The sequence below is a fragment of the Stenotrophomonas sp. JAI102 genome (assembly GCF_013409105.1).
GTDB lineage: Bacteria > Pseudomonadota > Gammaproteobacteria > Xanthomonadales > Xanthomonadaceae > Stenotrophomonas > Stenotrophomonas maltophilia_AA.
In genome coordinates this window covers 609,847-626,091 of record NZ_JACCCI010000002.1, presented here as the reverse complement: position 1 = coordinate 626,091, position 16,245 = coordinate 609,847, and the positions used below count along the sequence as shown (strand labels likewise).

General features: G+C 67.7%; 13 protein-coding genes and 2 pseudogenes. 11 read left to right on the top strand and 4 right to left on the bottom strand.

Translation table 11 applies throughout. The annotated features are described in order from the left end of the window. Positions 1-102: 102 nt before the first annotated feature. Positions 103-987 carry a LysR family transcriptional regulator gene (locus tag HDC96_RS11430; protein WP_121039764.1) on the bottom strand — a complete coding sequence of 295 codons (885 nt, stop codon included), beginning with the start codon at positions 985-987 and terminating at the stop codon, positions 103-105. Between the two features lie 106 nt (positions 988-1,093). Here HDC96_RS11430 and HDC96_RS11425 point away from each other — a divergent pair, with 106 nt between their 5' ends. Then, positions 1,094-2,152 (top strand): NAD(P)-dependent alcohol dehydrogenase, encoded by a 1,059-nt coding sequence (locus tag HDC96_RS11425; protein WP_179460076.1) that lies wholly within the window; start codon positions 1,094-1,096, stop codon positions 2,150-2,152. A gap of 58 nt (positions 2,153-2,210) precedes the next feature. Here the strand turns inward: HDC96_RS11425 and HDC96_RS11420 are convergent, their stop codons facing one another. Continuing rightward, complete coding sequence (locus HDC96_RS11420) at positions 2,211-2,735, bottom strand: ATP-binding protein (protein ID WP_179460075.1); 525 nt, start codon at positions 2,733-2,735, stop codon at positions 2,211-2,213. Between the two features lie 180 nt (positions 2,736-2,915). Further along, positions 2,916-4,280 (bottom strand): glutamate--cysteine ligase, encoded by a 1,365-nt coding sequence (locus tag HDC96_RS11415; RefSeq protein WP_179460074.1) that lies wholly within the window; start codon positions 4,278-4,280, stop codon positions 2,916-2,918. 163 nt (positions 4,281-4,443) lie between these two features. On the opposite strand from HDC96_RS11415, the pseudogene HDC96_RS11410 reads away from it, so the two are divergent. The 3 genes and pseudogenes from HDC96_RS11410 to HDC96_RS11400 all read left to right on the top strand — a co-directional run. Further along, positions 4,444-4,641: pseudogene (locus tag HDC96_RS11410) on the top strand (VIT1/CCC1 transporter family protein); the annotation flags it as partial. Positions 4,642-4,683: 42 nt separating this feature from the next. Beyond that, positions 4,684-5,517: pseudogene (locus tag HDC96_RS11405) on the top strand (helix-turn-helix domain-containing protein). 96 nt (positions 5,518-5,613) lie between these two features. Continuing rightward, positions 5,614-6,591 carry an MBL fold metallo-hydrolase gene (locus HDC96_RS11400; RefSeq protein ID WP_179460073.1) on the top strand — a complete coding sequence of 326 codons (978 nt, stop codon included), beginning with the start codon at positions 5,614-5,616 and terminating at the stop codon, positions 6,589-6,591. Positions 6,592-6,744: 153 nt separating this feature from the next. On the opposite strand, the gene yihA is transcribed toward HDC96_RS11400, so the two are convergent. After that, the gene (gene yihA, locus HDC96_RS11395) at positions 6,745-7,368 is read right to left on the bottom strand and encodes a ribosome biogenesis GTP-binding protein YihA/YsxC (protein WP_179460072.1); all 624 of its coding nucleotides are present in this window, start codon (positions 7,366-7,368) and stop codon (positions 6,745-6,747) included. A gap of 155 nt (positions 7,369-7,523) precedes the next feature. Between yihA and HDC96_RS11390 the strand changes: the two genes are divergently transcribed. From HDC96_RS11390 to betA, 7 genes are all read left to right on the top strand, one after another. Further along, positions 7,524-8,321: a c-type cytochrome gene (locus tag HDC96_RS11390; RefSeq protein WP_176988211.1), complete on the top strand. Its 798-nt coding sequence runs from the start codon at positions 7,524-7,526 to the stop codon at positions 8,319-8,321. A gap of 129 nt (positions 8,322-8,450) precedes the next feature. Continuing rightward, positions 8,451-9,095 (top strand): thiol:disulfide interchange protein DsbA/DsbL, encoded by a 645-nt coding sequence (locus HDC96_RS11385; RefSeq protein WP_179460071.1) that lies wholly within the window; start codon positions 8,451-8,453, stop codon positions 9,093-9,095. Positions 9,096-9,217: 122 nt separating this feature from the next. After that, complete coding sequence (locus HDC96_RS11380; protein ID WP_179460070.1) at positions 9,218-10,045, top strand: thiol:disulfide interchange protein DsbA/DsbL; 828 nt, start codon at positions 9,218-9,220, stop codon at positions 10,043-10,045. Positions 10,046-10,095: 50 nt separating this feature from the next. Next, positions 10,096-10,833: an endonuclease/exonuclease/phosphatase family protein gene (locus HDC96_RS11375; protein WP_179460400.1), complete on the top strand. Its 738-nt coding sequence runs from the start codon at positions 10,096-10,098 to the stop codon at positions 10,831-10,833. Positions 10,834-10,954: 121 nt separating this feature from the next. Beyond that, positions 10,955-12,934: a choline BCCT transporter BetT gene (betT, locus tag HDC96_RS11370; RefSeq protein ID WP_179460069.1), complete on the top strand. Its 1,980-nt coding sequence runs from the start codon at positions 10,955-10,957 to the stop codon at positions 12,932-12,934. 34 nt (positions 12,935-12,968) lie between these two features. Further along, complete coding sequence (gene betB, locus HDC96_RS11365; RefSeq protein ID WP_179460068.1) at positions 12,969-14,441, top strand: betaine-aldehyde dehydrogenase; 1,473 nt, start codon at positions 12,969-12,971, stop codon at positions 14,439-14,441. Between the two features lie 26 nt (positions 14,442-14,467). Then, the gene (betA, locus tag HDC96_RS11360; RefSeq protein ID WP_179460067.1) at positions 14,468-16,138 is read left to right on the top strand and encodes a choline dehydrogenase; all 1,671 of its coding nucleotides are present in this window, start codon (positions 14,468-14,470) and stop codon (positions 16,136-16,138) included. The last annotated feature ends 107 nt before the right edge of the window (positions 16,139-16,245 follow it).

The following is a 16,245-nucleotide window of genomic DNA, read 5'->3' as shown; positions in this document are numbered from 1 at the left end:
ACCGCGATGTGATCGCTGCGGGGCGCCCACGAGGCCTCCGCTCGCGAAACCAGCCTACCCAACGGGGACGCGCGCCACCAGTGCAGGCCTCTCCCGCCGGTCCTACCCCCGCAGCAGATCAATGAACGCCCGCAGCGCGGACGACATCTGCCGCTGTCGCGGGTAATACACCGCGAAACCCGCGAACGGCTCGCTCCAGTCTTCCAGTACCGCGACCAGCCGACCGTCATCCAGATACGGACGCGCGGAATCCTCAAGCACATAGGCGAGGCCAAGTCCGTCCACCACCGCCTGCAGGATGGTGTTCTGATCGCCGAGGGTGAGTCGCCCCGGCACATCGATTTCCAGCGCCTGGCCATCGCGTTCGAACTGCCACTTGTACAGATGGCCGCTGGCGAAGCGGAACCGCACGCACTCGTGGCGGATCAGATCGCGCGGATGCCGGGGTATCTCGCGTCCTTCAAGATACGCCGGCGCACCGACGATCAAGCCGCGCAGCGCAGGGCCCAGCGGCACGGCGACCATGTCTTCGGGGACCGATTCGTGCAGGCGCACACCGGCGTCGTACCCGCCGGCGACGATATCGACCAGACCGTCATCCTGGGCCAGCTCCAGACGCACATCCGGATGGGCCAGCAGGAACTTCGCCAGGCGCGGGCCGAGCTGGGTCTGGACCGCAGCGCGGGTGGCATTGATGCGCAGCAGGCCGGCCGGTGCGGCACGGAAATGGTTCATCTCCTCCAGCGCGTCATGCACCTGCCCCAGCGCAGGCTGCAGACGTTCGAGCAGGCGCTGGCCGGCTTCGGTGAGGGCGACGCTGCGGGTGGTGCGATGGAACAGGCCCACGCCCAGGCGCTCTTCCAGCGCGCGGATCGCGTAGCTGACCGCCGAGGTGGAGAGCGCCAGCTCGGCGCCGGCCTTGCGGAAGCTGCGGTGGCGGGCCACGGCGGCGAAGGCGGCCAGATGGGTCAGGTTGTCAGTGGCCATGATTATCCCGTTTCACTTGATGAATCATGCCGATATCCTGACTGTCTGTGCACGGGATCGGGGCGTATTGTAAAGCGCCTTTCTACAAACCTGCCAAGGATTCCCCATGTCCCTCGCCCATGGTTATGCGGTGCACGACCAGACCGCGCCGCTGGTGCCGTTCTCCTTTGAACGTCGCCCGGCCGGTCCCGATGACGTCCGCATCGAGATTCTCTTCAGCGGCATCTGCCACTCCGACCTGCACCAGGCCCGCGACGACTGGGGCGGCGCCATGTTTCCGATGGTGCCCGGCCACGAGATCATCGGCCGCGTGACCGAGGTCGGTGCCAGCGTGACCCGCTTCAAGGTCGGCGACTTCGCGGGCGTCGGCTGCATGGTCGATTCATGCCGCCACTGCGCGGCCTGCGATGAAGACCTGGAGCAGTACTGCGAGAAGGGTGCCACCTACACCTACAACAGCACCGAGCGTGACAGCGGCCAGCCGACCTTCGGTGGCTACTCCGACCACATCGTGGTCGAACAGCGCTTCGTGGTGAAGGTGTCCGAGACGCTGGACCTGAAGGCCGCGGCGCCCCTGCTGTGCGCCGGCATCACCACCTATTCGCCGCTGCGCCACTGGAAGGTCGGCCCCGGCCAGAAGGTCGGCGTGATCGGTCTGGGTGGCCTGGGCCACATGGGCGTGAAGTTCGCCAAGGCGATGGGCGCCACCGTGGTGATGATCACCACCACCCCGGAAAAGGGTGCCGATGCCAAGCGTCTGGGCGCCGATGAGGTGCTGGTCTCGCGCGATCCGGCGCAGATGAAGGCGCATGCCGGCAGCTTCGATTTCCTGCTCAACACGATCCCGGTCGGGCACGACACCAACCCGTACATGGCCTTGCTCAAGCGCGATGCGACCATGTGCCTGGTCGGCGTGCTGACCGAGCTGGACCCGCCGCCGACCGGCGTGAGCGTGATCTTCGGCCGCAAGCACATCACCGGCTCGGCGATCGGCGGCATGGCCGAGACGCAGGAAATGATGGACTTCTGTGCCGAGCACAACATCGTCAGCGATGTGGAAGTGATCGACATCAAGACCGTCAACGAGGCCTGGGAGCGCATGGCGAAGAACGATGTGCGCTACCGCTTCGTGATCGACATGGGCACGCTGGAAAAAGCGGCCTAATCCCTGGCATGGCGGGCACTGCTGGCAGCGCCCGCCATGCCCCTTCCAGCAGGGTAGCTCATGCGATCTCGTCAGAGGTCGGCAGCTGACCATGCCGCACCACATTGAAGCCTTCCTCAGCCGCAGGCGCGACGAAATGACGTGTGATGTCCGCAAACTCGGCATCACTGGCCGCGAACGGATGCGCGCCGGCTGCATTGCGGGCATGTAGCCGTGCGATGCACAGCGCATCGGGTACATCCAGATAGTGCAGCGCGTGATCCGCCCCGGAATCGGCCAGGATGCTTCGAGCCCATGCGCGGGTCTGGACGGTATTGAAGGGAACGTCCAGCACCACCGACATCCCTCCAGCCAACAAGGCGCGTACATGCGGGGCCAGGGTGTCACGCAGACGCGCGGCCAGGCGCACGTAGTCGGCCACCTCAACGATCTCACCGGGAAACAGCGACGCCAGCCACGTGTCTTCGCTGATCAGGACATGGCCGGGTGCCATGCAGAGGTGCCGGGCCAACGTTGATTTGCCTGCGCCGATCTTGCCGCAGAGCAGGTGCAGGGTCGCGACGGGATTGCTGGGTGCGTGCATCGGGGTGCTCCATCAGGGGACGGGATTCCCGCTGGCGGACACAAAAAAACCCGCCGGTCGGGGCGGGTTCTTGCCAGGGCCATTGCGGCCGTGCGCTACTCCACCGCCGTCATGGGCAGCGGATAATCGAACGGGCACGGGCATGGACCATGTCCAAAAGCATACAACAACGCACGCGGATCAGTACGCGAAGTCCTTGAACACCGGATCGATGTTGCCGTTCCATTCGCCATGGAACAGCGCCAGCTTGCGATCGGCCGGGGTCAGCCCGGAATCGACGATCTCCTGCAGCACCTCCAGGAACTTGCTTTCATCCTGGCCATCGGCGTTGCGTGCGGCGCGGCGCTTGAGGCCGGCCACGGCGATCTTGAGTGCCTCGCGCGACAGATCGAGCACGGTGCCGTTGCGGAAGGGCAGCTTCAACCCATGCTTCGGCACGCCATCGCGCAGGACATTGCGCTCGACCAGGCTGAAATCGCGGACCAGGTCCCAGGCGGCATCCAGCGCGGCATCGTCATACAGCAGGCCTACCCAGAACGCGGGCAGCGCGCACAGGCGGCTCCACGGACCGGCGTCGGCACCGCGCATTTCCAGGTACTTCTTCAACCGCACCTCGGGGAAGGCGGTGGTCATGTGATCGGACCAGTCGCGCAGCGTAGGCAGCTGGCCCGGCAGCACCGGCAGCTTGCCGACCATGAAATCGCGGAAGCTCTGGCCGCTGGCATCGTGGTACTTGCCGTCGCGGTAAGAGAAGTACATCGGCACGTCGAGCAGGTAGTCGACGTAACGCTCGTAACCGAAGCCGTCTTCGAAGACGAAGTCGAGCATGCCGGTGCGGTCGTTGTCGGTGTCGGTCCAGATGTGCGAGCGGTAGCTCTGGTAGCCGTTCGGCTTACCCTCGGTGAACGGCGAATCGGCGAACAGCGCGGTAGCGATCGGCTGCAGCGCCAGCGACACGCGGAACTTCTTCACCATGTCCGCTTCAGTGGCGTAGTCCAGGTTGACCTGCACCGTGCAGGTGCGGGTCATCATGTCCAGGCCGAGCGTGCCGACCTTGGGCATGTACTCGCGCATGATCTTGTAGCGGCCCTTGGGCATCCACGGCATCTCATCGCGCGTCCACTTCGGCTGGAAGCCCATGCCGAGGAAGCCCAGCTGCAGCTCGCCGGCGACCTGCGCCACCTCGTTGAGGTGGGTGCCGGTTTCCACGCAGGTCTGGTGGATGGTTTCCACCGCCGCGCCGGACAACTCCAGCTGGCCGGCCGGCTCCAGGGTCACCGAGGCGTTGTCGCGCAGCAGCGCGATGGTGCGTCCGTCTTCCTGCACCGGAGCCCAGCCGAAGCGGGTCAGGCCGTTGAGCAGCGCTTCGATGCCGCGGTCGCCGTCGAAGGTGGGCGGGCGCAGGTCATCCAGGCGGAAGCCGAACTTCTCGTGCTCGGTGCCGATGCGCCACTGCGCCTGGGGCTTTTCGCCGGAGGCCAACGTGGCGACCAGTTCATTACGGTCGGTGATCGGCGTCTCGGCGACGTGGCTGGGGCTCGACAAGGGGAGGCTCGCAGAATTCTGGTCAGGGCGGGGATGTGGGGTTCGCGCCCCTGCATCGCAAGGGCGCACTATATCGTGGCGTCCCCTGCCGTCGCGTCACCGTGACGGTTTTCAGCATCCTACTGGCATGGGCTTGACGCTGCCCTGGCCCTAAACTGAGCCCATGAGCAGATTCCGACATCCGGACGTCCACCGCTCCGACCGTGTCGGCTGGCTGCGTGCCGGCGTGCTCGGCGCCAATGACGGCATCGACTCGGTGGCCGGCCGGGTGGTCGGCATCGCCGCCAGTGGCGCCTCGGCGGCGGCGATTCTGGCCACCGGCATCGCCGGGACCGTGGCCGGCGCGGTGTCGATGGCGGCGGCCGCCTTGGTCGGCCAACTGTTCAACGTGGCAGGCTGAGCGATGTCCGTGCCGATCGATACCACCACCTCCCTGCTGGCGACCCTGGCCAGCCTGGTGGACTGCCAGCGCGCGGACGGCTACGCCTGCATCACCGCGCGCCGCGAGCACGGTGCCTCGTCGGTGGAGATTCCACAGCCGCAGTTCGCGATCCTGCTGCAGGGACGCAAACAGGTGCGCACCGCGCAGCAGTCCCTGGAATTCGCGCCGGGCGATCTGTTCCTGATCAGCCGCCGTTGCCGCATCGATGTGGTCAATATTCCCGATCCGCACAGCGGCCTGTACCTCAGTGCGATCGTGCCGATGTGCGCCGAAGCGCTGACGGCCGCGCGGGCACTGTGGAACGAGCCATTGCCCGAGGCCGGCGATGCGCTGGCCAGGCTGCCGCTCGCCGAGCATGGCGCGACCCTGCTGCAGTGGCGGCAGGCGCTGGAACACGGCCAGTACACCGAAGCACGGCTGGCCCTGGCGTCGCTTGCCGTGGCGTTCTGCCGGCGCGGGCACGGCAGCCTGCTGGTTCCCCCCGAGCCCAGCCTGGGTGAGCGCATCCGCGATCTGATCGCCGCCCAGCCCGAGCGCGACTGGTAGTCGCGCGATTTCGAAGCGCAGCTCGGCCTCAGCGGTGCGACGCTGCGCCGGCGGCTGGCCAGCGAGCAGTCCAGCGTGCGCGAACTGATCACCGATGCACGGCTGGCACATGCCATGGGCCTGCTCTACACCACCCGCCTGCCGTTGAAGACGGTGGCCGCGCGCGTCGGCTACCGCTCGCTGGGCAGCTTCAGCAAGCGCTTCGTCGAGCGCTACGGGTTGGAGCCGGCGGCGATCGGCAACAGCTGAGCGCGAGCGGATCGCGCGGCATTCTGAGCGGAACGCAGTCCGCAGGACGCGCAGCATGGGGACACCGCGGCGCTGCCGCCCTGTACGGAATCCGCCATGTCCTTCCCCCGCGTCCGCACGCTCGCCACCGCCCTGCTGCTGGCCGCTGTCGCCGGCCCCGCACTGGCCACCACCCCGCACGCCCCGCGCGAGCAGGTGCCTGGCGTGTATCACCAGCAGATCGGCACACTGCAGGTCACGGCGTTGTTCGATGGCACCGTCGCCCTGGGCCGGCAGGCGCTGGTCGGGATCGCGCCCAGCGCGGTCACCCGGCTGCTCGATCACCGCTACGTGCCCGAAGATGGCAAGGGCCTGCAGACCGCCGTCAACGCCTACCTGGTGCAGCAGGGGGATCACCTGACCCTGGTCGATGCCGGCACCGCGCGATGCTTCGGGCCCGGGCTGGGCCAGGTGCTGGGCAACCTGCGCAAGGCCGGCTACGACCCGGCCGAGGTGGATGATGTCGTCCTGACCCACGCCCATCCCGACCACCTGTGTGGCCTGCTCGATGCGCAGGACAGGCTCGCCTACCCGAATGCCACGGTGTGGCTCTCGGCCGCCGATGCCGCGTATTGGCTCGACCCGGCCAGCGAAGCGACCGCGCCGCAGGGCGTGCGCTTTGCCTTCGCGTTGGCGCGCAAGGCAGTGGCGCCGTATGCGGCGAGCGGCAGACTGAAGCGTTTTGCGCCTGGCGACCGCTTGCCGGCCGGCATCACCGCAGTGGACAGCCATGGGCATACGGTCGGCCACGTGTCCTATCGCATCGATGGCGGCGCCGGCCAGCAACTGCTGGTCTGGGGCGACCTCGTGCATTTCCACGCGGTGCAGTTCGCGCAGCCGCAGGCGTCGTTTGAAGCGGACAGCGACCGCGTGGCCGCGATCGCCAGCCGGCGCCGGATGATGGCGCAGGCGGCGGATCAGGGCTGGTGGGTGGCGGGCGCGCACCTGCCGTTCCCGGGGCTGGGGCACGTGCGTCGCGAAGGTGAGGCGTTTGCGTGGGTGCCGGGCGAATTCGCGCCGTTGCCGGCGGACTGAGGGGACACGACCGCGTCGTACAACGGGCGGCAGGCGCAGTCCGGTAGTGCCGGCCGCTGGCCGGCTCCCGATACATCTGATGGAAAGAGCAGCCGGCCAGCGGCCGGCACTACCGGCGCGGTGCGGCCCATTGGACCGCAGCAACGCCCGGGGTCAGGTGGCTTCCGGCGCCGGCTTGTTCAGGCCCAGCCAGCCGCCGATGATCCCGCGGGCCTCATCCACGCCCTGGCGGGCGGGACCGGAGAAGGTCTGCACGCTGACGGTATCGCCGAAGGAGGACTGCAGTTCCTTGCGCACCTTCTGCAGGGCGATGCCCTGCTGGCCACGGCCGAGCTTGTCGGCCTTGGTCAGCAGCGCGTGCGCCGGCAGGCCGCGCTGCACCGCATAGGCGAGCATCTGGCGGTCGTAGTCCCTCAGCGGGTGACGGATGTCCATCACCACCACCAGGCCACGCAGGGCCTCACGGGTACGGAAGTACTGGTCGATGAAGGCCTGCCAGTGCGCCTGCAGGTCCAGCGGGACCTTGGCGTAGCCGTACCCGGGCAGATCGACCAGCTTGGCCTCCGGGGTGACCTCGAAGAACACCAGCTGCTGGGTGCGGCCGGGGGTCTTGGAGACCCGGGCCAGGCTGTTCTGGCGGGTCAGGGCGTTGAGGGCACTGGACTTGCCGGCGTTTGAGCGACCGGCAAAGGCGACTTCCGCGCCCACGTCATCCGGCAATTGCCGGGTGTTGTGGGCCGAAAGCAGGTATTGGGCGCGTTCGAGGAGCAATGACATGGGTATAGGATCGCATGTCCGGGCCCGATCCGCGCTGCCCGCGCTCGCTTTTGCTGCACCCTGCGTTGACCGTGGCGTGAAACGGCGTTGATAATCGGGCGATCCCCGTGGTTGCGGTCCCGCAACCGCCAGGCCGGTCCACACGGAGCTTCCGCATGCGCCATGCTCGCGTTCTTGCCGTTTCCGCACTTGCTGTCTCGCTGCTCGCCGCCGTTGCCGTTGCCCAGACCTCGATCACCCCGTTGCCGGACAACGGGCCGATCAAGACCGCCTCGCTGGAGGTCGATTTCAGCAAAACCACCTGGGGCGACCCCAAGGCCGGGCAGACCAAGGCCGCGGCCTGCGCGGCCTGCCATTCGGCCGATGGCAACTCCACCGTGGAGATGTACCCGAGCATCGCCGGCCAGAGCGAGCGCTACAGCGCCCAGCAGATGGCCCTGATCGCCAATGGCCAGCGCACCTCCGGGGCCTCGGCGGCGATGGTGCCGTTCGTGCAGGACCTCACCCCGCAGGACATGCGCGACATCGGCGCCTACTTCGCCACGCAGAAGGCCACCGCCGGCATCGCCGACGATGGCGCCGTGACCGAAGGCCCGTACGCCGGCAAGAAGTTCTTCGAGATCGGCCAGCAGCTGTACCGCGGCGGCGATGCCGAGCGCGGCATCCCGGCCTGCATGGCCTGTCACGGCCCGACCGGCGCCGGCAATCCCGGCCCGGCCTACCCGCACATCAGCGGCCAGCACTCGGCCTACGTTGCCCGTCGGCTGCAGGAGTACCAGGCCGGGACCACCCAGGAAACCGACAAGGCCCACTTCCAGATCATGGCCACGATCGCCAAGTCGCTGACCGAGCAGGAGATCCAGGCGCTGGCCAGCTATCTGCAGGGCCTGCACAACCGGGCCGATGATGTCGCCGCTGCGGCCACCGTTGCCGGGGGCACGCAGGCACCGTAACCACCGCCCGCACCGCAGCGCATCCCCTTGGTCGGATGACAGATGCGACCGCCGTGGCTGGCGGGGTATGTTCACTGCCACGCCGGCGACTGGGCCGGCGTCGTTTTTTCTGTATGGAGATGGATGTAGATGACGTTGATGCCCCGCCTGATGTTGTTGCTGCTGGCCCTGAGCCCGTTGAGCACCCTCGCCGCCACCCCGACGCCACTGGTGGAGGGCAAGGATTACGAACGCATCGCCGATGCCGGTCCGTTCGCGCCGCTGGCCGGCAAGGTCGAAGTCGTGGAGATGTTCGGCTACACCTGCCCGCACTGCGCGCACTTCGAGCCGCAGCTGGAAGCCTGGGCCGCCAAGCTGCCCAAGGACGTCCGCTTCACCCCGGTGCCGGCCGCTTTCGGGGGCGTATGGGATTCGTTTGCCCGCGCCTACTACGCGGCGGACCAGCTGGGCGTCGCCAAGCGCAGCCACCGCGCCATGTTCGATGCCCTGCATGAGAAGGGCTCGCTGCCGATGCAGAACGTCTCGCCGGATGAACTGGCTGCCTTCTACCAGGGCTTCGGCGTGGCGCCGCCGCAGTACATCGCCGCGCTCAAGAGCGATGCGGTGGACGCCAAGGTCAAGGCGGCCCGTGCCTTCGCCCTGCGCACCAAGGTGCCGGGCACGCCGACGCTGATCATCAATGGCGTGTACCTGGTCAAGGGCGACTCGTTCGAGTCCATGCTGCGCAACGCAGATGCCCTGATCGCCCGTGCGCGCAGCGGCAAGGCGCTCTGACAGCGCTCGCTGAACCATCACGCACCGTGCACGCGGGACGCTCGTTTCCGCGTGTCATCATGCTTCCCTGGCCGGTGCTCCCAGCATCGGCCCCACCATGCTCATCCGCTGGAGATGCTTCGATGAAGACCCGTTTCGCCATTACGCTCATGGCCCTGCTGCCGATCCTGGCCGCCTGCAAGGCCCAGGACGGTACCGCCAACACCACCGCCCCGGCCGAACCGGCCGCGCCGAGCAGCACCCCGGCCACCGAAACGGCCACCCCGACCGGGCAGGCCCCGGCCGCCAGCGGTGAAACCGCCGCCGCCGAGACCGCCGCTGCCGAAGCCACCACCCCGGCGCCGGCCCCGGCCTCTTCGCGCCCGACCGGCCCGGAGCCGGTTGCCGGCACCGACTATGTGGTGATCGAAAACGGCCAGCCGTTCCAGCCGGCCACCGGCAAGATCGAAGTCGCCGAGATCTTCGGTTACGTGTGCCCGGCCTGCGCCGCGTTCCAGCCGCTGATCGGGCCGTGGAAGGCCGGCCTGCCGAGCGACGTCAACTTCGTCTACGTGCCGGCCATGTTCGGCGGCACCTGGGATGACTACGGCCGTGCGTTCTACGCCGCGCAGGCGATGGGCCTGCAGGAAAAGACCCACGAAGCCATGTACGCCGCGATCCACGCCGAGCAGAGCCTGAAGGGCGAGCGCGGCCGTGATTCGGTCGAAGACATCGCCAACTTCTACGGCAAGCACGGCGCCGACCCGAAGCAGTTCGCCGCGATGATGGGCAGCTTCGCCGTCAACGCAAAGACCAACTCGGCCAAGCAGTTCGCCCAGCGCAGCAAGATCTCCGGCACCCCGTCGGTGATCGTCAACGGCAAGTACCTGGTCAAGGGCAAGGGCTTCCCGGACATGCTGCGCATCGCCGATCACCTGATCGCGCGCGAACGCGCCGGCAAGGCCAACTGATCCAGCGCCAGCGAACCGTCGTGAATTCCCCCCACACGCGGACCCTGCGCCTGCTGACGGCCAACATCCAGGCCGGTTCGAGCACCCGCCGCTACAGTGACTATGTGACCCGCAGCTGGTCGCATGCACTGCCGGCCGGGCGCAAGCGGACCAGCCTGGATGCCATCGCGCAGATGGCCCGTGAGCACGACATCGTCGGCCTGCAGGAGGCCGACCCCGGCAGCCTGCGCTCGGGCTTCACCAACCAGACCCACTATCTGGCCGAGCGCGCCGGCTTCAATTACTGGAGCCACCAGCCCAACCGCCGCATGGGCGGGGTGGCCTCCAGCGCCAACGGCCTGCTCAGCAAGCTCGAGCCGGTCGAGGTCCAGGACCACGCCCTGCCCGGCCGGATCGGCGGGCGCGGCGTGCTGCTGGCCAAGTTCGGTGAAGGCAGCCAGGGCCTGGCCGTCGCGGTGGCACATCTGTCGCTGGGGACCAATTCGCGCATGTCGCAGTTGGCCTTCATCGCCGATCTGCTCTCCGACCATCCCAACGCGGTGCTGATGGGCGATTTCAACTGCCTGGCCGAACGTCCGGAAATGCAGGTGCTGTACCAGAAGACGACGCTGCAGCCGCCGGGCTGCGTGGTGCCGACCTTCCCCAGCTGGCGCCCGGACCGGGCGATCGACCACATCCTGCTCAGCAACGGCCTGCAGCAACGCAGTGCCGAAGCGGTGCCGGCCGCGTTCTCCGATCACCTCGCCCTGGCGATGTCGATCGACGTGCCGAGCAGCGCGCTGCGCTGACCCCTGTGCACCCGCCGCCCTTGCGCGGCGGGCCTCGTGGCGGCGTAAACAGGCTGTCCACAGCGCCTGTGCGATACATCCCGCCGTCTGCCGCTCCGGCACCGGGAGTATCCCCCACCCCATGAGTACCGTGGAGCCGCCCCTGTCCGAGGTGCGCACGCTTCGACCCGTGTTCCTGCTTGCCGCCACGATCGTGGCGGCATTCGCCATTCTGGTCACCGTGTTTCCGATCGATGCCGGCGTGATGCTGCTCGATGCCCAGACCTGGGCCTCGCGCAATGTCGGCTGGTATTACCTGCTGGCGATGACCGTGTACCTGGTGTTCGTGGTCGGCGTGGCGCTGTCCGGCTATGGCAACGTCAAGCTGGGCGCGGACCATGACGAACCGGAGTTCAGCTATCTGTCCTGGGCCGGCATGCTGTTCGCCGCGGGCATCAGCATCACGCTGTTCTTCTTCTGCGTCTCCGAGCCGCTGACCCACTACCTGCTGCCGCCGCAGGGCGGCACCGGCAGCGGCGAGGCCAGCGCGCGCCAGGCGATGCAGCTGCTGTTCCTGCACTGGGGCCTGCATGGCTGGGGCGTGTTCGCGCTGGCGGCGATGGCGCTGGCCTACTTCGCGTACCGCCACAACCTGCCGCTGGCGCTGCGCTCGGCGCTGTATCCGCTGATCGGCAAACGCATCAACGGGCCGATCGGCTACACCGTGGATGCGCTGGGCATCGTGGCCACCGTGTTCGGCCTCGGCGCGGACATGGGCTTTGGCGTGCTGCATCTCAACGCCGGCCTGAACACCCTGTTCCCGGTGCCGCACGCGGCCTGGGTGCAGGTCGGGCTGATCGTGCTGATGATGGGTGCGGCGATCACCGTGGCCGTCTCCGGCGTCGAGAAGGGCGTGCGCTGGATGTCCAACATCAACATGCTGCTGGCGATCTCGCTGCTGCTGTTCATGCTGTTCGCCGGGCCCACCCAGTACCTGCTCAATGCCTTCATGCAGAACATGGGCGACTACCTGGGCAACGTGGTCGGCAAGAGTTTCGATGTGTACGCCTACGGCGGGCGCCCGGACTGGCTGGGCAACTGGACGGTGTTCTACTGGGCCTGGTGGATCGGCTGGGCGCCGTTCGTGGGCCTGTTCATCGCGCGCATCTCACGCGGCCGCACCATCCGCGAGTTCGTGCTCGGCGTGCTGCTGATTCCGCTGGGTTTCACCCTGGCGTGGCTGTCGATCTTCGGCAACAGCGCGCTGGACCAGATCCTGCACCACGACCAGGTCCACCTGGCGCAGATGGCGGTGGAGAACCCGCCGACCGTGCTGTACGCGCTGCTGGAAAGCTACCCGTGGAGCCGCACCGTCATCGCGGTCACGGTGATCGTCAGCTTCATCTTCTTCGTCACCTCGGCCGACTCGGGCACGGTGGTGCTGTCCACGCTGTCCTCGCAGGGCGGCAACCCGGAAGACGACGGCCCGCGCTGGCTGCGCGTGTTCTGGGGCGTGATGACCGGCCTGGTCACCGCCGGGCTGCTGCTGGCCGGCAGCATGGACGCGCTCAAATCCGCCGTGGTGCTCGCCTCGTTGCCGTTCTCGGTGGTGCTGCTGCTGATGCTGTGGGGGCTGACCCGTGCGCTGGGCGAAGAGTCGCAGCGCAAGAAGGCCTCGCAGTACTCGCCGATCCCGTTGATCGGGCAATCGCGGCATCAGCGCGGCTGGCGCCAGCGCATCACCCAGGCGGTGCATTTCCCGGTACGCGACGAGGTGTACCGGTTCATGGACACCGATGTGAAGCCGGCGATCGAAGCCGTCGCCGCGCAGCTGCTCGAACAGGGACTGGACGTGCAGACGAAGTTCGAGCCGGGTCACATGGAGCTGCTGGTGGACCATGGCGAACAACAGGTCTTCACCTACCAGGTGATCATGCGCGGCTACCTCACGCCTTCGTTCGCCGCGCAGCGCTTCCGCAACCAGCGTTACTACCGCGCCGAAGTGCACCTCTATGAAGGTGGACAGGACTACGAGCTGTTCGGCTACAGCCGCCAGCAGATCATCAACGACATCATCGATCAGTACGAGCGTCACCTGCAGTTCCTGCATCTCACGCGTTGACGCACTGATCTCCCGCTGCAAAGGAGTCATCGACATGCCTACCCTCCCCGACCAGCTGCTGTACATCGGCGGCCGCTACGTTCCTTCCCAGGGCGGAAAGACCTTCGAGGTCATCAACCCGGCCAACGGCGAGCTGCTCGCCAACGTCCACAGCGCCAACAGCGACGATCTCGACGCTGCGGTGGAGAGCGCCCAGGCCGGCCAGAAAGTGTGGGCCGCGCTGACCACGGTGGAGCGCTCGCGCATCCTGCTGCGCGCGGTCGAACTGCTGCGCGAGCGCAACGACGCGCTGGCCGAACTGGAGTCGCGCAACACCGGCAAGGCGTTGAGTGAAACGCTGAGCGTCGACGTAGTCACCGGCGCGGACGTGCTGGAGTACTACGCCGGTGTCATGCATGGGCTGGAAGGCAGCCAGGTGCCGCTGCGCGAGAACAGCTTCTTCTACACCCGGCAGGAACCGCTGGGCGTGGTCGGCGCGATCGGCGCGTGGAACTACCCGATCCAGATCGCGCTGTGGAAGGCTGCCCCGGCGCTGGCCGCCGGCAACGCGATGATCTTCAAGCCCAGCGAGGTCACCCCGCTGACCGCGCTGAAGCTGGCGGAAATCTTCACCGAGGCGGGCCTGCCTGATGGCGTGTTCAACGTGCTGCCCGGCGATGGCGCCGGCGTCGGCTCGGCGCTGACCGAGCACCCGCTGATCGAGAAGATCTCCTTCACCGGCGGCACCGCCACCGGCCGCAAGGTGATGGCCAGCGCCTCCAGCTCCACGCTCAAGGACGTCACCATGGAGCTGGGTGGCAAGTCGCCGCTGATCATCTGCGACGACGCCGATCTGGACCTGGCCGCCGACGTGGCGATGATGGCCAACTTCTACAGCTCCGGCCAGGTCTGCACCAACGGCACCCGCGTGTTCGTGCCGCGCGGCAGGCTGGCAGCGTTCGAAGCCAAACTGCTTGAGCGGGTCAAGCGCATCCGCATCGGCGATCCGCTGGCCAAGGACACCAACTTCGGCCCACTGGTCAGCGCCGCGCACATGCAGCGCGTGCTCGAGCACATCGCCAGCGGCAAGGCCGACGGCGCGCGCCTGGTCTGCGGTGGCGAACGGCTGACCGAGGGTGCGCTGGGCAAGGGCTGCTATGTGGCACCGACCATCTTCAGCGATTGCCGCGATGACATGCGCATCGTGCGCGAGGAAATCTTCGGGCCGGTGATGAGCCTGCTGGCCTATGACGACGAAGACGAGGCGGTGCGCCGCGCCAACGACACCGATTACGGCCTGGCCGCCGGTGTGGTGACGCCGGATCTGGCCCGCGCGCATCGGGTGATCCACCAGCTCGAGGCCGGCATCTGCTGGGTCAACAGCTGGGGCGAGTCGCCGGCACAGATGCCGGTGGGTGGCTACAAGCAGTCCGGCGTCGGCCGCGAAAACGGGCTGGCCACGCTGCGCGCCTACACCCGCACCAAATCCATCCAGATCGAGCTGGACCGCTACGCGTCGGTGTTCTGAACCGGCCTTACCCAGGAGACACCGCGATGAAGCGCGAATACGACTACATCATCATCGGCGCCGGTTCGGCCGGCAACACGCTGGCCGCGCGACTCACCGAAGACGCCGGCGTCAGCGTACTGCTGCTGGAAGCCGGCGGCCCGGACTACCGGCTGGACTTCCGCACCCAGATGCCGGCCGCGCTGGCCTATCCGCTGCAGGGCCGCCGCTACAACTGGGCGTATGAGACCGAACCGGAACCGTACATGGACAACCGGCGCATGGAGTGCGGCCGCGGCAAGGGCCTGGGGGGGTCTTCGCTGATCAACGGCATGTGCTACATCCGCGGCAACGCGATGGACTTCGACCAGTGGGCCAGCTTCGACGGCCTGGAAGACTGGAGCTACCACGACGTGCTGCCCTACTTCCGCAAGGCGGAAACCCGCGACATCGGTGCCAACGATTACCACGGTGGCGACGGCCCGGTCAGCGTGGCCACGCCGAAGAACGGCAACAACGTGCTGTTCCACGCGATGGTCGAGGCCGGCGTGCAGGCGGGCTACCCGCGCACCGACGACCTCAACGGCTACCAACAGGAAGGCTTCGGCCCGATGGACCGTACCGTGACCCCGCGCGGGCGACGCTCCAGCACCGCGCGCGGTTACCTGGACATGGCCAAGGACCGCGAGGGGCTGGAGATCGTGGTGCATGCCACCACCGACCGCATCCTGTTCGCCGGCAAGCGCGCCGTGGGCGTGCGCTACCTGGCCGGCAACAGCGCCGAGCCGATCGATGCCACCGCGCGCCGCGAAGTGCTGCTGTGCGCCGGTGCGATCGCCTCGCCGCAGATCCTGCAGCGCTCCGGCGTGGGCGCGCCGGCGCTGCTGGCCGCACTCGGCGTCCCGCTGGTGCACGACCTGCCCGGCGTCGGCGAGAACCTGCAGGATCACCTGGAGGTGTACATGCAGTACGCCTGCAAGAAGCCGGTATCGCTGTACCCGGCGCTGCAGTGGTGGAACCAGCCGGCGATCGGCGCGGAGTGGCTGTTCAACGGGACCGGCATCGGTGCCAGCAACCAGTTCGAAGCCGGTGGTTTCATCCGTACCCGCGAGGAGTTCGACTGGCCGAACATCCAGTATCACTTCCTGCCGGTGGCGATCAATTACAACGGCACCAACGCGGTCAAGGAACACGGTTTCCAGGCACACGTCGGCTCGATGCGCACGCCGAGCCGCGGCCGCGTGCACGCGAAGTCGCTGGACCCGCGCGAGCATCCTTCCATCCTGTTCAATTACCAGTCCACCGACCAGGACTGGCAGGAATTCCGCGATGCGATCCGCATCACCCGCGAGATCATCGCCCAGCCCGCGCTGGACGCGTACCGCGGGCGCGAGATCAGCCCGAGTGCCGAGTGCCAGACCGATGCGGAACTGGATGCGTTCGTGCGCGCGCATGCCGAGACGGCGTATCACCCGTCGTGCTCGTGCGCGATGGGCACCGATGCGATGAGCGTGGTCGACGGCCAGGGCCGCGTGCATGGCATGGAAAGTCTGCGCGTGGTCGATGCCTCGATCATGCCGCGGATCATCACCGGCAACCTCAACGCCACCACGATCATGATCGCCGAGAAGATCGCCGACCGGATCCGCGGGCGTGCGCCGCTGCCGCGCAGCACCGCGGCGTACTACGTGGCCGGGGACGCCCCGGCACGGCGCTGAGGGCGCAGCGAGCCACGGGTAGGTGCCGACCGTTGGTCGGCGCGCGAATCCGGGTACTGCCGGCCGCTGGCCGGCATCGCGCATCCCGGTAGTGCCGGCCGCTGGCC